17 protein-coding genes and 1 tRNA gene are annotated in these 18,140 nt (G+C 65.5%); 10 read left to right on the top strand and 8 right to left on the bottom strand.

Going from position 1 to position 18,140, the window contains the following annotated elements; all coding sequences use genetic code 11:
* Nucleotides 1–11: 11 nt before the first annotated feature.
* Nucleotides 12–87: transfer RNA gene (locus GC146_RS07475), tRNA-Arg, on the bottom strand.
* Between the two features lie 123 nt (nt 88–210).
* Between GC146_RS07475 and GC146_RS07480 the strand changes: the two genes are divergently transcribed.
* Nucleotides 211–1,236 (top strand): LacI family DNA-binding transcriptional regulator, encoded by a 1,026-nt coding sequence (locus GC146_RS07480; RefSeq protein WP_291836615.1) that lies wholly within the window; start codon nt 211–213, stop codon nt 1,234–1,236.
* A gap of 5 nt (nt 1,237–1,241) precedes the next feature.
* Here GC146_RS07480 and GC146_RS07485 read toward each other — a convergent pair whose 3' ends face one another.
* From GC146_RS07485 to GC146_RS07515, 7 genes are read right to left on the bottom strand one after another with little or no spacing between them, the layout of a single operon-like run.
* Nucleotides 1,242–1,718, bottom strand: a complete 477-nt coding sequence (locus GC146_RS07485; protein ID WP_291836618.1) for a DUF427 domain-containing protein — start codon at nt 1,716–1,718, stop codon at nt 1,242–1,244.
* Nucleotides 1,719–1,749: 31 nt separating this feature from the next.
* Nucleotides 1,750–3,063 (bottom strand): amidase, encoded by a 1,314-nt coding sequence (locus tag GC146_RS07490; RefSeq protein WP_291836621.1) that lies wholly within the window; start codon nt 3,061–3,063, stop codon nt 1,750–1,752.
* Entirely contained in the window at nt 3,050–4,426 is a 1,377-nt protein-coding gene (locus GC146_RS07495; protein ID WP_291836623.1) for a dipeptidase, read from the bottom strand. Before GC146_RS07495 ends, GC146_RS07490 begins: the two co-directional genes overlap by 14 nt.
* Entirely contained in the window at nt 4,423–5,169 is a 747-nt protein-coding gene (locus tag GC146_RS07500) for an SDR family NAD(P)-dependent oxidoreductase (protein ID WP_291836626.1), read from the bottom strand. Before GC146_RS07500 ends, GC146_RS07495 begins: the two co-directional genes overlap by 4 nt.
* A complete protein-coding gene (locus GC146_RS07505) occupies nt 5,166–6,203 on the bottom strand; it encodes a 2-dehydropantoate 2-reductase (protein ID WP_291836628.1) in 1,038 nt (345 codons plus the stop codon). Before GC146_RS07505 ends, GC146_RS07500 begins: the two co-directional genes overlap by 4 nt.
* Nucleotides 6,200–6,901, bottom strand: coding sequence for a creatininase family protein (locus GC146_RS07510; protein ID WP_291836631.1), 702 nt, complete (start codon nt 6,899–6,901; stop codon nt 6,200–6,202). Before GC146_RS07510 ends, GC146_RS07505 begins: the two co-directional genes overlap by 4 nt.
* Entirely contained in the window at nt 6,898–7,887 is a 990-nt protein-coding gene (locus tag GC146_RS07515) for a GntR family transcriptional regulator (protein WP_291836634.1), read from the bottom strand. Before GC146_RS07515 ends, GC146_RS07510 begins: the two co-directional genes overlap by 4 nt.
* 173 nt (nt 7,888–8,060) lie before the next feature.
* Between GC146_RS07515 and GC146_RS07520 the strand changes: the two genes are divergently transcribed.
* The 9 genes from GC146_RS07520 to GC146_RS07560 all read left to right on the top strand — a co-directional run bounded on the left by GC146_RS07520 (nt 8,061) and on the right by GC146_RS07560 (nt 18,073).
* The gene (locus GC146_RS07520; protein WP_291836637.1) at nt 8,061–9,638 is read left to right on the top strand and encodes an ABC transporter substrate-binding protein; all 1,578 of its coding nucleotides are present in this window, start codon (nt 8,061–8,063) and stop codon (nt 9,636–9,638) included.
* 72 nt (nt 9,639–9,710) lie between these two features.
* The gene (locus tag GC146_RS07525; protein WP_291836639.1) at nt 9,711–10,649 is read left to right on the top strand and encodes an ABC transporter permease; all 939 of its coding nucleotides are present in this window, start codon (nt 9,711–9,713) and stop codon (nt 10,647–10,649) included.
* A complete protein-coding gene (locus GC146_RS07530) occupies nt 10,646–11,479 on the top strand; it encodes an ABC transporter permease (RefSeq protein ID WP_291836642.1) in 834 nt (277 codons plus the stop codon). The genes GC146_RS07525 and GC146_RS07530 overlap by 4 nt, the downstream gene beginning before the upstream one ends.
* A complete protein-coding gene (locus GC146_RS07535) occupies nt 11,476–12,468 on the top strand; it encodes an ABC transporter ATP-binding protein (protein ID WP_291836645.1) in 993 nt (330 codons plus the stop codon). Before GC146_RS07530 ends, GC146_RS07535 begins: the two co-directional genes overlap by 4 nt.
* On the top strand, nt 12,465–13,475 hold the full coding sequence (locus GC146_RS07540; protein WP_291836647.1) for an oligopeptide/dipeptide ABC transporter ATP-binding protein: 1,011 nt from the start codon (nt 12,465–12,467) through the stop codon (nt 13,473–13,475). Before GC146_RS07535 ends, GC146_RS07540 begins: the two co-directional genes overlap by 4 nt.
* A complete protein-coding gene (locus GC146_RS07545) occupies nt 13,472–14,983 on the top strand; it encodes a carboxypeptidase M32 (RefSeq protein WP_291836650.1) in 1,512 nt (503 codons plus the stop codon). The genes GC146_RS07540 and GC146_RS07545 overlap by 4 nt, the downstream gene beginning before the upstream one ends.
* Nucleotides 14,980–15,459: a ribonuclease E activity regulator RraA gene (gene rraA / locus GC146_RS07550; RefSeq protein WP_291836652.1), complete on the top strand. Its 480-nt coding sequence runs from the start codon at nt 14,980–14,982 to the stop codon at nt 15,457–15,459. Before GC146_RS07545 ends, rraA begins: the two co-directional genes overlap by 4 nt.
* A gap of 407 nt (nt 15,460–15,866) precedes the next feature.
* On the top strand, nt 15,867–17,081 hold the full coding sequence (locus GC146_RS07555) for an oligosaccharide flippase family protein (protein ID WP_291836655.1): 1,215 nt from the start codon (nt 15,867–15,869) through the stop codon (nt 17,079–17,081).
* Between the two features lie 83 nt (nt 17,082–17,164).
* The gene (locus GC146_RS07560; RefSeq protein WP_291836658.1) at nt 17,165–18,073 is read left to right on the top strand and encodes a hypothetical protein; all 909 of its coding nucleotides are present in this window, start codon (nt 17,165–17,167) and stop codon (nt 18,071–18,073) included.
* Nucleotides 18,074–18,140 lie beyond the last annotated feature (67 nt).

The raw sequence follows: 18,140 nt of genomic DNA on the forward strand, positions 1-18,140 counted from the left end.
GTGTGGCCGGCTGGTGACCCCGGATGGATTCGAACCATCGACCTGCCGCTTAGGAGGCGGCCGCTCTATCCCCTGAGCTACGAGGCCAGCCGGAGCGTGAATGCCTGCAAATCCGGCACAGGTCAACGCAGCGTATGGTCCAAGCCGCTTGTGGCCCGCCCCTCGCGCGGCTTAACTAGTGACAAGAGTGTGACAGTCAGGACCCCGCCGTTGACCAAGCAGCCCCCCCGCCCACTGACGCTGCGCGACGTGTCCGAAGCCTCGGGTGTCAGCGAGATGACGGTCAGCCGCGTCCTGCGCAACAAGGGCGAGGTCAGCGAGGCGACCCGCCTGCGCGTTCAGAGTGCGGCCAAGCGGCTGGGATATGTGCCCAACAAGATCGCCGGCGCGCTGGCTTCCAGCCGGGTGAACCTTGTCGCGGTGATCATCCCGTCGCTGGGCAACATGGTGTTCCCCGAGGTGTTGGCCGGCATCAGCGAGGCGCTGGAGGGCACCGGCCTGCAACCGGTGGTGGGCGTCACCGACTATCTTCCCGAGAAGGAAGAAGAGGTGCTGTACGAGATGCTGTCGTGGCGGCCCTCGGGCGTGATCATCGCCGGGCTGGAACATTCCGACGCCTCGCGCGCGATGCTGGCGCAGGCGGGCATTCCGGTGGTCGAGATCATGGATGTCGACGGCGACCCGATCGACGCTTGCGTGGGCATTTCCCACCGCCGCGCCGGGCGCAAGATGGCGCAGGCGATCATCGGCGCGGGCTATCGCCGGATCGGGTTCCTGGGCACCAAGATGCCGCTGGACCACCGCGCGCGAAAGCGGTTCGAGGGGTTCACCCAGACGATGGCCAAGGCCGGGATCGAGATTGCCGATCAGGAGTTTTACTCGGGCGGCTCGGCCCTGGCCAAGGGGCGCGAGATGACGGCCGCCATCCTCGCGCGCACGCCAGACCTCGATTTTCTCTATTACTCCAACGACATGATCGGCGCCGGCGGGCTGTTGTGGCTGCTTGAGAAGGGCTATGACATTCCCGGCCGGATCGGGCTGGCGGGGTTCAACGGGGTGGAATTGCTGGACGGCCTGCCGCGCCAACTGGCCACGATGGATGCCTGCCGGCGCGAGATCGGCCAGACCGCCGCCCGCATCATCGCCGCCCGCTACGCCAACGCCGTCATGCCCGAGGCCGAGATCGTGGAACTTACCCCGACGCTCACGCTGGGCGACACGCTGATCCGGGGATAGGCGCGCTACCAGAACTCGGTGCCGGGGGCGCCCTTGATCCGGCCGCGCAGGTTGGGGGTGACCCAGCCGCCGTAGAAATTGCCCGGCTGCGGATCGACGCGGGTTTCGCCGACCCATGCGGCATCGACCGCCCAGGCATAGATCGCGACGTGCCCGGCGATGGGTAGGAAACCTGCAGTGGGCTCTGGGTAGGCCCAGGCGGCGTCGCGCACCACGCGGTCGCCCCGGTCGAGATCGAAATAAACCGCCCGCCCCTTCCATTCGCAAAACGACCTGCGGCGCGACGGCATCAGGACGCCCGGCAACACGTCACCGGGCGGAAAGTAGTAGGTGGGCGCATGATGCGTCTCGCAGACGCGCCAGCCCGCGCGCGTGCGCGCCAGAACCCGCTCCGCGGCCTCGACCCGCAGCTCCTGCGGCACCCGGTCCAGACGCGGCGGACGGGGATAGTCCTGAACGGTTTCGACGGGCAAGGCTTCCATGCGGGCAGACCTGTGCCGCCGCGTGGCCGCGTCAAGAGGCCTGCAGGGCGCTTTCGATCGTGCGGGCCACCGACAGCAGCCCGGCATCGTCGCCGAACGGGCCGACCAGTTGCAGGCCCGCGGGCAGTTGGCCCGCCATGCCGCAGGGCAGGCTGAGCGCGGGGTGGCCGCTGACATTGGCAAAGCCGCTGGCCAGCATCTCGCTGTCCTCGCCCTCGGCGATCTCGGGGTCTTCGATGGGCGCGACGAAGGGCACCGCGGGCGCGGCCAGCACGTCGCACGTCGCGAACATCCCCTCGACCGCGTCGCGGAACGCGCGCTGGAACCGCAGGGCGCGGACATGCTCGGTCGCCGGAATGTCGAAGCCGGCCACGATCTGCTGGCGGGTGCCGGGGGCGTAGCCATCGGGGTTCTGCGCGAACAGCTCGGCATGGATGACCGACGCCTCGGGCATCAGGATCGAGATCAGCCGCGCATTGGCCTCGGCCAGCATCGGATGATCCACCTCGACAAGGCGCGCGCCGGCGGCCTCGAGCCGGGCCATCGCCGCTTCGAACAGGCGCGTCACGTCGCGGCCAAGCGGCGTGGAGGAGACGTGGCGCCGCACGATGCCGATGCGCAGGCCGTCCAGCCCGGCATCCGCCAGCACGATGGGCCGGTCAGCCAGCACCGCCAGCAACGCCGCCGCATCCTCGACCGACCGGGCAAGCGGCCCGGCGTGATCAAGGCTCCACGACAGCGGAAACACCCCGTCGAGCGGCACAAGGCCAAAGGTGGGCTTCATGCCGACGATGCCGCAATAGGCCGCCGGGATGCGGATGGAGCCGCCGGTATCGGTGCCGACGGCCAGCGGGACAATGCCGTCGGCCACCGCCGCGGCCGACCCACCGCTGGACCCGCCCGCGGTGCGCGTGGGATCATGCGGGTTGTTGGTCTGCCCGATCGCCGGATGCGCCACGCCGTAGGCGTATTCCAGCAGGTTGGTCTTGCCCATGATGATCGCGCCCGCCGCCCGCAGCCGCGCCACAAGGGCCGCGTCCCGTGCGGCGACGCGAGGGGGCACGGCCATGGTTCCATAGCCGGTGGGCGCACCCGCCACCTCGATCAGATCCTTGACGGCGACGGGGATGCCGAAAAGCGGGCCCGCGGCCTGCCCGGCGGCCTGCGCGGCCGTCATCGCCTCGGCCTGCGCCATGGCCTGCGCCGCCATCGGGTCGGCAAAGGCGTTGAGGACAGGGTCGCGCGCGGCGATACGCGCCAGCGCCGCCTGGACAACGTCGACCGGCGTTGTCTGCCCCGCACGGTAGGCGCGGGACAGCGCGGCGATGCCCTCAGAGGCCGCCATCGGCCAGACGCCGCAACAGCGCGGCCCATGCCTGCTGCCCGGTGCGAAAGCTCGACAGGCGGAAGAACTCGTTGGGCGCGTGGTAATCCTCGTCCGAGGTGGCGAAGGAAAAGAAGATGGCCCCCACGCCCAGCTGCCGGGTGAAAACGTCGCCAATGGGCACGGTCGCACCCATAGCCACACGCAGCGGCGCCGCGCCCAGCGCCTCGCCCAGCACGGCCTCGGCCGTGGCCAGCGCGGGCAGGTCGGGATCGATCGCGAACGCCTCCGTCCCCGGCCCGTGGCGATGGACCACCAGCCGGTAGCCCGGCGGCAGCACCGCGCGCAGATGCGCCTCGATGGCGTCGGCCACGCGCGCTGGCTGTTGTCCGGCAATCAGGCGGCAGGTGATCTTGACCGAGGCCGAGGACGGGATGACCGTCTTAGTCCCCGCGCCCTGGTAGCCGCCGGAGATGCCATTGAATTCCAGCGTCGGGCGCAGCCATTGCCGCGTCAGCAGCGCCGCGCCACCCGGCAACGGATCGAGCAGATCGGCGCCGATGCCGCGAAAATATCCCGCGGCATCAAAGCCCACCTCGGCGATCGCGCGCGAAATGGCCGGATCGGGCCGGCGCGCGCCGTCCTCGAAGCCCGGCACGATGACGGCGCCGTCATCGTCGTGCAGCGTGGCCAGCATCCGCGCCAGCGCGCGGATCGGGTTGGGCGCGGTGCCGCCGTGACGGCCGGAATGCAGGTCCTTTTCCGCGCCGGTCACGGTGACCTCCAGCGCGGACATGCCGCGCGTGGCCACCGTCATCGAGGGCAGGTCGGCGCGCCACATCGCGCCATCGGCCGAGACCACGACATCGCAGGCCAGCCGGTCCTTCATTCTTGCCACTGTCGGCTCGAAATGCGGAGAGCCGGATTCCTCCTCGCCCTCGATCAGCACCTTGAGGTTGAGGGGCGGCGCGCCCTCGACCTTGCCGAAGGCCGCGGCGACGAGGATGGGGATCAGCATCGGCCCCTTATCATCGCTCGCCCCGCGCGCCCAGACGCGGTCTCGCGACACGACAGGGTCGAAGGGCGGCGTGCGCCATTTCTCGACCGGGTCGGGCGGTTGCACGTCGTAATGGCCGTAGATCAGCACCGTGGGCTTGGCCGGATCGACGATCCATTCGGCAAAGACGCAAGGATGCCCGCCGGTCGGCACCTCTTCGACATGGTCAAAACCCGCCGCGCGCAGGCGGTCCGCCACGAAGGCCGCCGCGCGCGCGACATCGCCGGCAAAGGCGGGGTCGGTGCTGACGGAGGGGATGCGGCAGAAGTCGAGCAGCGTCGCCACGGCCTCGGCCTCGTGTTCGGCCAGGTAGGTCTCGACCGTCATTTGCCGCCGTCCACGCCGATGCATTCGCCGGTGATCCATCCGGCCAGGTCGCTGGCAAAGAACATCACCATGTGGGCGATGTCGTCCGGCGTGCCCAGCCGGCGCATGGCGATCTGGCCAAGCAGGCGCGCCTGCCCGTCCTCGCCCATCTCCTCCCACTGCCTTTCGGTCGTGGGGTTGGACCGGACAAAGCCCGGCGCGACGCAATTGACGGTGATGCCGAAGGGCCCAAGCTCATGCGCCAGTTGCCGGGTCAGGCCGATCTGGCCCGCCTTGGCGCTGGTATAGGCCTGGATGCCCGTCAGGCTGATGCCGCGCCCGGCCCCGCTGGAGATGTTGACGATCCGGCCTGCGCCCTTGTGTTTCATCGCGGGCGCCACGGCCTGCGCCATGAAGAAGGCGCCTGACAAATTCACGTCGAAAATGGCCTGCCAGTCGGCGGCCGAGACCTCTTCGATCGGCCGGCCGACCTGCCCGCGCACGCCGCCCGCGTTGTTGACGAGGATATCGACCGGCGGCAGCGCGGCGACCGCGGCCTGCACCGCATCGCGATTGCCCACGTCGACCATGTGAACGGTGCAGCCTTCTCCGCACAGGGCGCGCGTTTCCTCCAGCCCCGCGGTGTTGACGTCGAAGGCGGCCACGCGGGCCCCGCGCGCGGCAAAGCCCTGCGCGATGGCGCGGCCAAAGCCATGCGCCGCCCCGGTGACAATCACCTGCTTGCCGGCGAAGTCGATGTTCATGCGGTTGCCCCTTCGGCGGATGCAAGTTCGGCCAGGTTGGCGAAATCGAGCGGGCGCACGCCCGTCTCGATCTCGTGGATCATCTCGATCAGGCGGCGCGTCAGCGGCACCGCGATGCCCGCCTTTTCGGCTGCGGCAACGATGGGGCCAAGCTGTGCCTCGGCTTCGGTCTTGCGCTTGCGGATGGCAAGGTCACGCCAGATGCCCGAGTGCGACTTGGCCGAGCGGCGGTTATGGGCGACCATATCGTCGAAAGACTTGTCGAGCGCGGCACGCGGGGCGCCCGGCATGAAGGCCGCAGGATCGAACCCGTCAAAGGCTTCGGTCGCCACGCCCTGGGCCGCGGCGACGCGCCCGGTCTCCTGCCCCAGCCGCACCAGCACGTCGCGGGCCGCCGCGCTGTCGAGGCAATCGGCGATGCTGTCGTTGGTCAGGGCGGTTGCGAACAGCAGCGCGCCGTAGATCAGCTTGCCCCAGAGATAGCCCCAGATATTGGCGGTCAGGACCGCCTTCGGCTCGAACTGCTGCATCAGCGCGAAAAGCTGCGCGATACGCTCGGTGCTGGCGCCATCCAACTCGCCGATGACCACGGCCCCATGACCAGAATAATGCACCACGCCGGGTTCAAGGTAGTCGGCACCGAAATTGACAAAGCAGCCGATGGTCTGCGCAGCCCCCACGACGCGCGCGATCTCGATCTCGTTCAACCCGTTCTGGGCCGACACCACGACGCCGCCCGGCGCCAGGTGCGGGGCCAGTTCGGCCACGGCAGCGGCGGTGTGCAACGCCTTCACGCAAAGAAAGATGCAGCGGAACTGCCCCTCTATCTCGGCGGGCAGAAACGCCGGGGCCCGAACGGTATCCTCGAAGATGGGGCCGGCGATCCGCAAACCGCCGGCATTGATCGCCGCGACATGGTCGGCGGCATTGTCGACAAAGACCACCTTGTGACCTGCGCGAAGAAAGGCCGCGCCCAGCGTGCCGCCGATGGCGCCCGCCCCCCAGACCAGGATCGGACCGTCTACGATGCTCACGCCCAGGGGCCTTCCATCATCGCGCGGGTTTCGGCGACGCCGACATCCCAGATCGCCTGCATTTCGTCATCGGGGCGCTGGTAGTAGCCGCCGAAGTTGCCGTCGCCCAGGTAGTCGCGAACGCCTTTCGGGCCCATCGCGCGCATCCGCTCGAACTCGATCATCGGCTTGCGCTGCTCGGGCAGGGTCACGCCGGGCAGCCGGGTCCAGGGAAAATTCTCCATCCAGCTGGCATGGCTGGCGACGGGATCGATCTCCTGCACCTTGGCGAATGTCTTGGGCGCGTTCCACCAGTTGTGGAACTTGACGGACGTGCCGGGATGATCGGCCATCCACTCGATCGCCAGCGACCCGGCCGGGCTGTTGCCGCCGTGGCCGTTGACGATGAAGATCCGGCGAAAACCCTGCATCCGCAGCGAATCGAGGATGTCGCGCACCAGCGCCACGTAGGTTTCCACCCGCAGGCTGACCGATCCGGGATAGGCGAGGAAATAGGGCGTGACCCCGTAGGCCACGACCGGAAAGACCGGCAGGCCCAGCGGTTCGGCCGCGTCGAGCGCCATCTTCTCGGCAAGGATCGAATCGACCGATAGCGACAGGCCGGCGTGCTGCTCTGTGCTGCCCAGCGGCAGCACGGCAAGGTCATCCGTCTTGAGAAAGGCGTCGACCCGTTCCCAGTTCATCTCCGAAATCTTCATGAAGCTTCCTTTCTGGCGCCGGGCGTGGACCGCGGCATGTCGATCAGGGCAGGCAGGACCAAACGGTCAATGTCGCCGGGGTCGGGAATATGCCGGTACTCGATGACCGGCGTGCCTGTGGGTGCAAGGTCGATCACCGCGTCGGCGCCGGTGGACATCACCACGACGTCGCAGTTGCGCAGCGCATGACCAAGATCGTCGTTCTCGAAATCCAGCAGTTCGACCCGCCGCACATGCGCCGCGAAGCGCCGCACGCCCAACCCAAGCACCGGCAGGAAATCGGCAAACCGCGAAATCACTGCGACCCGCGCCATCGGATCAAGCGAGGCCAACGCAAGCCGCGTCGGTTCGGACGGGATGAAGCGCAGCGACAGCGTGCGCTCGGCAGCAACAAGGCTGGTCAGCCGGTCATGCAGTGTCGAGAATGTCAGCACGAGATCGGCGCCGCGCACCCGCTCCAGCAGCGCGGGATCGGCTGCCAAAGCGTCAAAAGTGACGGGCGTGACCGCCGCCAACGCCCCGACCTGATCCTGAACGCAGGCGGCGTAGCTGCGGGTCGCCTCGGGGAAAAGACCCACAAGGACAATGTCGCGTGCGCCGGCACCCATGCTGCGCTGGCCTGCGCGGGCGGTCAGTAGCGCGGTGATGTCAGGCAGGTCAAAGCCCAGCGTCAGCGCCTTGTCGATGACCGCGTCGATGTCACGGCGCAACTCGGCCGTCTCGGCCCGCCCGGCAAGCCGGGCCAACGGCGAATCGGCCACGTAGGTGCCAGAGCCTGACCGCCCCTCGACCAGCCCGGCGGCCTTCAGCTCGGCATAGACCTTGCTGACCGTCATCGGTGCCACGCCGACCTGCTCGGCCAGATCGCGGACCGAAGGCAGGGCCGTCCCGGGCCCCATCCCGCCGAAGGAAATTTCGTTCTCGATGGCGCCTCGAAGCTGCTGATGGATCGAAACCGGCCGCGAGCGGTCGACAGTCACTTTCATTCAGAGCCTCTGCGTTCTACAATAATGATATGCTTTTAGGACTTTTGCCTAGTATCTCACCGATTATCTACGATTTCCAGCCAAAAACACGAAAAACTGTTCTGTTGACTTGTATCACTGAGCGTGGAAGCCTGATGTGATCTATAACACTTTTCAACATCGGAGGGTCCCAGATGAAATTCTTCAAAGCCGCGGCGCTGTCGGCCGCTGTCCTGCTGGGGAGCACGGTTTCCGCGCTCGCCGTCGAGCGGGGCGGCGTCATGACCTATGGCCGCTACGCCGACAGTCTTTTCCTTGATCCGGTCCTGAACGACGCCAACGTCGACATCTGGATCCTGTCGAACATGTACGACACGCTGCTGCTGCCCACCGATGACGGCAAGGGCGTCAAGCCGGGCCTGGCCAGCGACTACAAGGTGTCCGACGACGGCCTGACCGTGACGCTGACCCTGCGCGACGGCATCAAGTTTTCCGATGGCAGCGCCATTACGCCCGAGGACGTTGTGTTCTCGCTTGACCGCGCAATCAATCCCGACAACGGCATCTGGAACTTCCTCGTCAGTTCGATCGACTCGGTCGACAGCCCCGACGCCAAGACGGTCGTGTTGCACCTCAAGCATCCCGACCCGGCGATCATCCCGGCGCTGACGGTGTTCAACACCGCGATCATGCCCAAGGCGCAGTTCATGGCGTCCGCCGGCACCACCGACAAGGAAAAGGCCGAAGACTTCCAGACGCACCCGGTCGGTTCCGGCCCGTTCGTGCTGCAAAGCTGGGATCGTGGATCAACCATGAAATTGGTGCGCAATCCGTACTATTGGGACATGGGCGAGGACGGCAAACCGCTGCCCTACCTTGACGGTGTGACCTTCGAGGTGATCCCCGACGACGCCACCCGCATTCTGCGCCTGCAATCGGGCGAGATCGACGGCGCCGAGTTCATTCCCTTCGCGCGTGTGTCCGAGCTGAAGGCTGATCCCTCGATCAACATGCAGCTCTTCCCGTCGACCAAGGTGAACTACATCACGCTCAACGTGCGGCCCACGGTGGACGGCAAGGAAAACCCGCTGGCCAACGTCAAGGTCCGGCAGGCGATGAACTATGCCCTCAACAAGGACGCGATCATCCAGATCGTGACGCAGGGTGTCGGCACACCGATGACATCGTTCATGTCCACTGCCACGCCGCTGCATTCGGGCGATACGCCGCTCTTCCCCTACGATCCGGCGAAGGCCAAGCAACTGTTGGCCGAGGCGGGCTATCCCAATGGCTTCAAGACCTCAATCCTTGCGCTTGCGGGCAATCAGGATGACGCCGGGATCACCACCGCGATGCAACAGATGTTCGCGGCCGTGGGTATCGACCTTGAGATCAAGCAGGTGGATAACGCCACCCGCACCGATCTTTACCGTAACGGCAACTTCGACATGCGGACTGGCGGCTGGACCGACGACATCGCCGATCCCAGCGAAATCACGTCCTACTTTGCGTATTCGCCGGTGATCGAGGCGATGCATTCGGGCTGGTCGAACGACGAGGTCAACAGCCTCTTCGAGCAAAGCCAGAGCGAGACCGATCCCGCCAAGCGAGCGCAGGAATACGCCCGGATCCAGGAGATCTACAACTCCGAAGGGCCAACCCTTCCGCTGTTCGAGACCCCCTATCCGGTTGCGCTGCGCAAGAACGTGCAGGGCTTCGTGCAGATCCCGCTGGGCAACAACATCTTCCGCTCGGCCTGGCTGCAGAAGTAAGCGTATCATCGGGGGCGGAGGCCTTGCGGCTTCCGCCCCTTTCTTGCCCTCACGAAACTCGAGGCCCCGCCCTTGCCCCTTTCAGAGTTTCTCGCGCGTCGCCTTCTGCAGCTGATCCCGACCCTGATCTTCATCCTGATCGTGGTGTTCGTTCTGGTCCGGCTGCTTCCCGGCGATCCGACCAGCGCGATCCTTGGCGATCGTGCGCTGGATGCCGATGTCGAGCGGATCAACCGCCAGCTTGGCCTCGACCAGCCGATCATCGTCCAATTCTGGTTGTTCGTGAAATCCGTCTTTTCGGGCGACCTTGGCAATTCCATCGTGCTGAAGCTGCCGGTGACCACCCTGATCGCCCAGCGCCTGCCGACGACCATCCTGCTGACGGTGATGGCGGCGTTGATCGCGCTGATCATGGCGGTGCCGCTGGCCTTCGTCGCGGCCCTGCAGCGCGAGAAACTGGCCGATGCCTCGATCCGCGGCGCATTCCAGGTGGGCCTTTCGATGCCGGTTTTCTATCTTGGCCTGATCCTGCTGACAGTGTTCGGCGCGCGGCTGCAATGGTTTCCGGTGGGCGGATATGGCGACGGGTTTCTCGACCATCTTTACCATCTGTTCCTTCCATCGCTGACATTGGCGCTTAGCCTTTCGGCGATCCTGATGCGCAACCTGCGCGCGGCCATCATCGGTGTGCTGGATGCGGAATACGTCAGCTTCGCCCATGCCAAGGGCCTTGCCCCCCGCCTGATCCTGACGCGGCACGTCCTGCGCAACGCGCTGATTTCGACCGTCACGATCTTTGGCCTGTCGATCGGCACGCTTCTGAGCGGCGCGGTGATCACCGAAACCGTCTTTGCCATTCCCGGCGCCGGGCGGTTGATGGTCGACAGCATCTATGGCCGCGACTACCCCGTTGTGCAGGGAATGACGCTGGCGCTGGCGGTGCTGGTCTCTGTCACCTTCCTGCTGACCGATATCCTGCAGGCCTGGCTTGACCCGAGGGTGGCGCGGTGAGCGTGCTGGTACGCCTGCGCCCCGCCACCCGCCTGCCGCGCCCGCTGATTGCTGGCGGTGCGATTATCGGCGCCTGCCTGATCCTTGCGATCTTTCCGCAGCTCTTCGCGCCCTACGACCCGCTCAAGATGGACTATGTCGCGCTGAACCAGGCGCCAAGCTGGGCGCATCCCTTCGGTACCGACAATTTCGGTCGCGATGTCCTTAGCCGGATCATTTTCGCCTACCGCATAGACATGCAAATCGCGATCTTCGCCACGGTCTTTGCCTTTACCTTTGGCACGCTGCTGGGGGCGCTGGTGGGCTATGCCGGTGGCCGGATCGAGGCGTTGTTCGGCCGGGTCGTGGATGCGATCATCACCTTTCCCTTCCTCGTGCTCGTCATCGCCATCGTCTCGGTCCTCGGGCCGGGGCTGGTGAACATGTACATCGCGGTCAGCGTGGTGGGCTGGGTGTTCTACGCCCGCATTACCGCGGCCGAGATCAAGGTGCAGAAGCGTTTGGACTATGCGGATGCCGGCCGCGCGATGGGCTATACCCATTTCCGCATCATCTTTCGCCATTTGCTGCCCAATGCCATCACCCCGGCCGTTGTCTACTGGATGACAGACATGGCGCTAGCGATCCTCCTGGGTTCGTCGCTGGGCTATCTGGGCCTTGGCGCGCAACCGCCCGCCGCCGAATGGGGCGTGCAGATCGCCGATGGCAAGAACTTCATGACCACGGCGTGGTGGAGCTCGGTCTTTCCCGGTTTCGCGATCGTGACGACCGGGCTGGGCTTTTCGTTGCTGGGCGACGGGCTGGCCGAAGTGTTGAGGACTCGCAAATGACCGATACTGTGTTGTCGGTTCGCAACCTGACCACGTCATTCAGGTCGGCCGCAGGCCCGTTGACCGCCGTCAACGATGTCAGTTTCGACGTGCGGCAAGGCGAGGTGATGGGCCTTGTTGGTGAAAGCGGCTCGGGCAAGAGCGTGACGTTGCGGTCAATCATGCGGCTGCTGCCACGCGGCGCGCAGATCGGCGGCACGGTCACGTGGGCAGGTCAGGACCTGCTCAAGCTTAGTGATGCAGGCATCCGCGCGGTGCGGGGCGGCCAGATCTCGATGATCTTTCAGGAGCCGATGACGGCGCTCAATCCGGTGCTGCCGATCCGCATTCAGATCACCGAGAACCTGCGCGCACATACCGATCTTGATGCCAATGGTCGCGCGGCCCGCGCACGCGAATTGCTCGACATCGTCGGTATCCCGGATGCGGCGCGGCGACTGGACGAGTTTCCGCACCAGTTCTCGGGTGGGATGCGGCAGCGCGCGATGATCGCGATCGCGCTGGCATCGAACCCCCGGCTGTTGCTGGCGGACGAACCGACGACCGCGCTGGATGTGACGATCCAGGACCAGATCCTGAACCTGATCCTCGACCTGCGCGACGAATTCGGGATGAGCGTGGTTTTCGTCACCCATGACCTTGGCGTCGTCGCTGCCACCTGCGACCGGATGGCGGTGATGTATGCCGGCCGGATCGTCGAGACCGGGACCGTGGCCGATGTCTTCGCCCGGCCGAACCATGCCTATACGCGGGGCCTGCTGGGCTCGGTCCCGCAAGCGGGGGCCGAACGTTCGATGCTGCTCTCGATCGAGGGCACGCCGCCCGGACTTGCCGCCATTCCGCCGGGCTGTGCCTTCAACCCGCGCTGTACATTCGCGGGGGACACCTGCCGCACCACGCGGCCAGAATTGACGTCGCTCGGCCCCGACCGCAGCGTTGCCTGCCACCATAACGACGCCGTCGTCCAAGCCGGATCTCCTGTCGCATGACCGATATCATCCTGTCCGCGCAGAACGTCTCGAAGGAATTTCTGTTCCCGCATTCGATCCTGGCGCGCATCCGGGGAGAACCGCCGCGCGCCGTTCATGCCCTCAACGGTGTCAGCCTTGACATCGCCAAGGGCGAGACGCTGGGCATCGTCGGCGAAAGCGGCTGCGGCAAGTCTACGCTGGCGCGCTGCCTCGTGCGGCTGCACGAAACCGATGGCGGCCGGATCATGTTCGAGGGCGCGGACGTGTCGCACCTGCAGGGTCCGGCGCGGCGCACTTTCAATCGCCGCGTGCAGATGATCTTTCAGGATCCCTACTCCTCGCTGAACCCGCGCATGACGGTGCGCCAGATCCTGTCCGAGGCGCTGCGCGTGCACCGGATGCGCCCCGCCGCCCAGATCGACGCACGCATCGCCGAACTGCTGGACCTGGTGCGCCTGTCTCCCGATGCTGCCAACCGCTACCCGCACGAATTTTCCGGCGGCCAGCGCCAGCGCATCGGCATCGCCCGCGCGCTGAGCGTGGAGCCGGAGGTTCTGGTCGCGGACGAGCTTGTTTCGGCGCTGGACGTGTCGGTGCAGGCGCAGGTGGTGAACCTGCTGCTGGAATTGCAGGACCGGCTGCACCTGACGGTGGTCTTCGTGGCCCACGATTTGCGGCTGGTGCGCCATATCTCGCACCGCGTCGCGGTCATGTACCTGGGCACCGTCGTGGAAAACGGCCCCACCGCCGAGATCTTCGCCCATCCGAACCACCCGTATACCAACGCCCTGCTGCGCGCCGCGCCCGAGGTGAACCCAACCCGCCGGACCCGCACGGTGGCCGCACGGGGCGAATTGCCCAGCCCGATCAACCTGCCCAGTGGCTGCCTGTTCCACACGCGCTGCCCGCACGCGATGGACCGCTGCCGAACCGAGGTGCCGGTGCTGCGGGCCTTTGGCAAAAATCACGTCGCCGCCTGTCACCTCGACACCTTCGACCCCACCGTCACGAAAGACACCAAATGAGCTACGCCGCGTTCCAGACCGAAATCGCCCGCATCAACGACGTGCTGTGCACGATCAACCTTCTGGGCTGGGACCAGCGCACCATGATGCCCGCGGGCGGCATCGACGGGCGCGCGCACCAGATCGCCACGCTGACCGGCATCGCCCGCGACATGGCGACGGATCCGCAGCTTGCCGAGCTGATGGACCGGGCCGAGGCCGACCTGCCCGCGGATGCCACGCTGGAACGCCGCGCCGTGGCGCAGGCGCGGGCCGAGATCGCGACCCTCTCGCGCATCCCCTCGCGCGTGATTTCTGAGATGGCCGAGTTGAAGACACGCGCCAATGCCGCCTGGGTCGCCGCGCGGGCCGCGAACGACTTTGCCACCTACGCCCCGGTGCTGGAGCGGATGATGGGCCTTCAGCGGGAAATCGCGGCAGCGATCGGCGATGGCGGCCACCCCTATGACGCGATGGTCGGCATGTATGAACCGGGCATGACCTGGGACCGCCTTCAATCGATCTACGGCCAGTTGAAGGACGCGCTGGTGCCGCTGATCGCCCGCGCCAAGGACGGCCCGCGCCCGCGCGCCGACATCCTGACCCGCCGCTACCCGATCCCCGCGCAGAAGGATTTCGGCCTGGGGATGGCGCGGCGAATGGGCTACGACATGGAGCGGGGGCGGCTGGACGATACCGTTCACCCCTTCGAGATCAGCTTTACCCGCGGCGACGTGCGGATCACCTCGCGCTTTCGCGAAGATTGGCTGCCCGGCGGCCTTTTCGCGCTGTGGCACGAGGCGGGGCACGGCATGTACGAACAGGGCATCGCGCCGGAGCATACGCGCGGCGTCTTCGCCACCGACCTCGTGAACCTCTATGCCGTGGGCGGCGCCAGTTTCGGCATGCACGAAAGCCAGTCGCGCCTGTGGGAGAACCGGGTAGGACGCTCGCGCCGGTTCTGGGCACTGCATTTCGGGGCGCTGCGCGATACCTTCCCCGACCAGCTTTCCGACGTGACCGAGGACGAGTTCTGGGCCGCCGTGAACGCCGTCAATCCCAGCCTGATCCGCGTCGAGGCGGACGAGCTGACCTATGACATGCACATCATCCTGCGCTCCGAGATCGAGGCGGGGCTGGTCGCGGGCGACATCGACGTGGCCGACCTGCCGGGCCTCTGGGCCGAGAAGATGCGCGCCTATCTCGGCGTCGCGGTGCCCGACGACACCCGCGGCGTCCTGCAGGACGTGCACTGGTCGCACGGCTATCTCGGCTCTTTCCCGACCTACACGATCGGCAACATCGTCTCGTCCCAGCTCTTCGCGGTGGCGCAGGCCGATGCGGGTGTCGCGGCTGGGTTGGACACGGGCGATTATGCGCCGCTGCATGGCTGGCTGGGCGAAAACGTGTGGCGGCACGGCCGCGCCTCGTCGCGCGACGAAACGCTTGAACGGGTCACCGGTGGGCCGCTGGATCCGGCCGCCTACATCGCCGACCTGACGGCCAAGGTCGAGGCGCTGGGCGCATGACGATCTGCACCGCGGACCTTTACGACGCGCATCACGACAAGGTGCAGGTGATCGACCTGCAGTTCCGCGCGTTCGGCGCAAAGGCCACGTTTCGCGGCCGCGCCGCCACCGTCGCCACCTTCGAGGATCACACCCCGGTCTTGGCGATGCTCTCGACGCCGGGAGAGGGACGGGTGCTGGTGGTCGACGCGCAGGGCTCGCTCCGCGTGGGCGTGATGGGCGACAACCTTGCCGCGCGCGGGGTGGCCAACGGCTGGACCGGCGTGGTGATCAACGGCGCGATCCGTGACAGCGCGGGCATCGCTCCGCTGGATCTGGGCGTGCGCGCCCTTGGCACGACCGCAAGGCGCGGCTGGACCAAGGCACACACGGCCAGCGATCTGCCGCTTGCCTTCGGAGGCGCCCTGATCCGGCCCGGCAACTGGATTTACGCCGATGCCGACGCGGTATTGGTCGCACCGACAGAATTGACCTGAGGGGCGGCCGGAACACCTGAAGGTCCAAGACGACGCCCAAGATTGCAGCAAACAACGGCCACCTGCCGTTGCGGCGGGCCAATGCAAGCCTTGAATTCGGGTTCGAAACCTGAACGGCAGGATAAATCAATGCCGCCACCCTTGAATTGACAGACCATCTGGCTGTTACATTCGCAAGCAAGGTCAAGGCGGAATACAGATTTCAAAACCCGATAAACACACCAGATGGTGCAAATGCCTTGGACATGGCCTTTCCTATGGGCGCCGCAGGTTATGGAAGGTCAGATGATATTTGCGCCTGCAACAAAAAGGCCGCAGAACAAGGCGGGCCGTGGCCAAGGTCAGAGCGGTTTTGACAATGCCCCATTCCACATCACAGCGCCTGTGGCACTGTCCCGCGTGAACCAATGAAAGACCAGTTTTTTAGCGCCGTCGCGACGCTGAGTTTCATATTCGGCACCGCTGCGTTCTTCTTCATCGGGGCGCGCGTCCTGCCGGTGACGGACTTTGGGCATTTGTCAAAAACCTATGCGCTCGCCACTTTTCTGGGCTTGTTCGTCTCGTACGGATACCCGCAAAAGCTGCTGCAAATACTGCCAAAATCTGACGACAAGGGCCTTCCGGCCAGCGTCATGAGCCATCAGGTTGTTCTGCTGGCCGTGGTCTCGGTCGGTGGAGTCGGACTGGCCCAGTTGCTTGGGTATGATATCCGGCTTTTCGCCCTGTTCTGGGCCGGTGCCGGACCGTTGGCGATTGCGAACACGTTGCAAACCGTTTTTCGGGCCAATCACCTGCATCATCTCGATGCGCTGATGCGTGGCGCGGGTCGTGCGACGCTGGGCCTCGGGATTATCCTGCTCGCATTCTCAGGCAGCGCGACAACGGTGAACTTCGCCATTGTCTTTACGATCGCGGCATGGGTCGAACTGATCCTGTCAGCGCTTTTGCTGAAGCACAAATATGGCATCCCCGGATGGCAATTCGACCTGCCCGCGCTGATCCGAACATTGTGGTCCGATGCGGCCTACCTGATCGACCTGATCATGCAGCGGGCGTTCGGAACGCTTGATATCCTGCTGATCGCCGCTCTCGCGCCTGCGGAACAGGTGGCCCTCTACTCCGTCGCCCAGAAGCTGGCACAAACCTCTTTGTCGATGCTGATGCCCCTGATGAACACGCGTGTGCCACGGATGTCGGCAGCCGAGCAGGACGGGCCGGCTGCCTTTCAGGCCGCTTTCCGGGCAACGATGCGGCTGGCCATCACTGGCGGCATCCTTGGTGCACTCGTCATTCTGCCATTCGCATATGCCCCCGTCCTGCGGCTGTTCGGCAGGGACTATGGCGCGGCCGCTGGCGTTGTTGCCATCTTTTCCGTCGCCGTCGTCATCAGGTTTGCGGCCGCTGGTTTGGGCCTGTCGCTTTTGGCGCGCGGCCGGCAACAGGCCCGGCTGATTGGCAATCTCGTTTCGGTCGCGGCAATGCTGCTGGTTGCACCGCTTGCCGTTCACCAATGGGGGGCGTTCGGCATGGCAGTTGCGATCGCGCTCTCAAGCACGGTCCTCTATTTCTTTTTTTTCTGGCGGCTTGATAGGCATCCCCGACCCGCCCCCATTTCTCCTTGATGATGGCCAGAGCAGATGCGTTTGACCTATCGTGAAACAGCCGATCTTTTGATGATCGGCGCTGATGGTTGGTCGAACGCCTCATGAGGAAGATTGCGCTCGTCACGGGCATGCCAAGATCGGGAACGACTGTCATCGGAGAACGGCTGACCATCCCGCCAGCAATTAAAGAACTCTATGAACCCCTGAACCCTGAAGTGGGCATTCGCCTGGCACGCGAGACGTTTCCGCTTTGCGGTGAGGGTGCTCTTGATAGGGACCAGCTGAGCGCCTTGCTGGAAAATATCGCAAAGGTCCGTCTGCCAACACCCATGCCGCGGCCCGGCTCGGCCCGCAGCGTGCTGTTCAATCGCACACGCAGAACCATCTGGGGCCTGAAATTTTCGCGGGCGTCGACAACAGTGATCTGGAAAGATCCCTTCGCTGCATTTCTTGCCGACAGCGTTGCGCGGCGTAGCGACATCCCGGTGATCTTTACGCTGCGTGGCCCACTTGAAACCGCGGCAAGCTTTGCCCGGATGGATTGGGCGCTTGATGTATCCCGACTTCGCGAAAGGATGCAGACCGCTGGTTACCCGACCACGTCCTGGCCCGAGGCGGCACCGGAGCTGCGGGCCGCGGTAGTGTCCGCCGCACAGCTTTGGGCGCTTATTCACGTGAACGTCGAATATTGGATGAAGACAGATACCAAGATCACCTTCGTTCGGATCGAAGATAATATCGAGGCCCCCGAAAAACTGGGCGCGTTCATTGCGCAGGCGACCGGGCTTGATGTGAAGCCAGCGGTGCCCGCCATCACAAGCCCCCAAGATGGCGACGCGCCGGATCTGCCAACGAAAGCGCATGTGCGCAACCGCTCGGCCGCATCGATCACGGATTACTGGCGCCGAACGCTGACCGACGCGGAGATCGACTATGTCAGCTCCTTCACGGCCGAACGTTGGGGACGGATCCGGTCCGCTACCGGGCTCACCGGAAAAGCAAGCAATTAACCCTTCGGTAACACTGTTTTTGCATCGTTCCTTTTGAATTGATCCGGACCGTCAGGGGAGGATCAAC

Origin of the sequence: Limimaricola sp., from assembly GCF_016125575.1 — a bacterium.
Taxonomy (GTDB): domain Bacteria; phylum Pseudomonadota; class Alphaproteobacteria; order Rhodobacterales; family Rhodobacteraceae; genus WGLM01.